General features: G+C 74.4%; 1 protein-coding gene. It reads left to right on the top strand.

Going from position 1 to position 706, the window contains the following annotated elements; genetic code table 11:
- Positions 1 to 706 (top strand): HlyD family efflux transporter periplasmic adaptor subunit (locus tag KBX53_RS34890; protein ID WP_210864026.1); only part of this gene is annotated, 706 nt, incomplete at both ends.

Here is a 706-nt window from a genome sequence, read left to right as displayed (position 1 = left end):
CGACGGCGGAGCTCAACCCGTTGATCCCCCGCTGCACCGCGCCCACCAGGCGGTCCGCGCGGTGCAGCGGGGGATCAACGGGTTGAGCTCCGCCGTCGGCGCGCTCTCCGCGGCGCAACGGCTCCAGGCCCAGCAGGCGTACGACCTGGCGAAGGCGACTGTCGACGCGCTGACGCTGCGCGCCCCGATCGCGGGTGTGGTGCAGCCGGGCGGCACCCGGGCCGGCGGTGGTGCGAACGCCGGTCTGGCCGGGCTGTTGGAGCAGGCCGGGGGCGCTGGCCTCGACCCGTCCGTGCTGACTCCCAACCAGAGTGGGCCGCCGGCCGGGGTGGACGACGCGGTCGCGGTTGGCGGGCTGGTCACCGCCGGAGCGCCGGTGCTGACAGTGGTGGACACCGGGCAGTTGGGTCTGCTCGCCGAGGTGGACGAGACCGACGTGCTGCTGGTCAAGGCCGGCGTGCCGGCAACCGTCGAGTTGGACGCCGTCACCGGCGCCAGCTACGACGCCACCGTCCGGTCGGTCGATGTGCTGCCCACCAACTCCGCGCAGGGCGGGGTCACCTATCGGGTACGCCTGGCGTTGGGTGCCGGAAAGCTGGCCGAGGACGAGCCGGCCCCGACGCCCCGCCCCGGCATGAACGCGATCGTTCGCCTGCGGGTACGCGAGGCTGTCGACGCGGTGACCGTCCCCGCCTCGGCGGTGTTC

This window comes from Micromonospora sp. M51, assembly GCF_018070305.1.
Taxonomy (GTDB): Bacteria; Actinomycetota; Actinomycetes; order Mycobacteriales; family Micromonosporaceae; genus Micromonospora; species Micromonospora parva.
The sequence above is the reverse complement of the archived record's forward strand: the minus strand, read 5'-3'. Positions and strand labels throughout refer to the sequence as shown.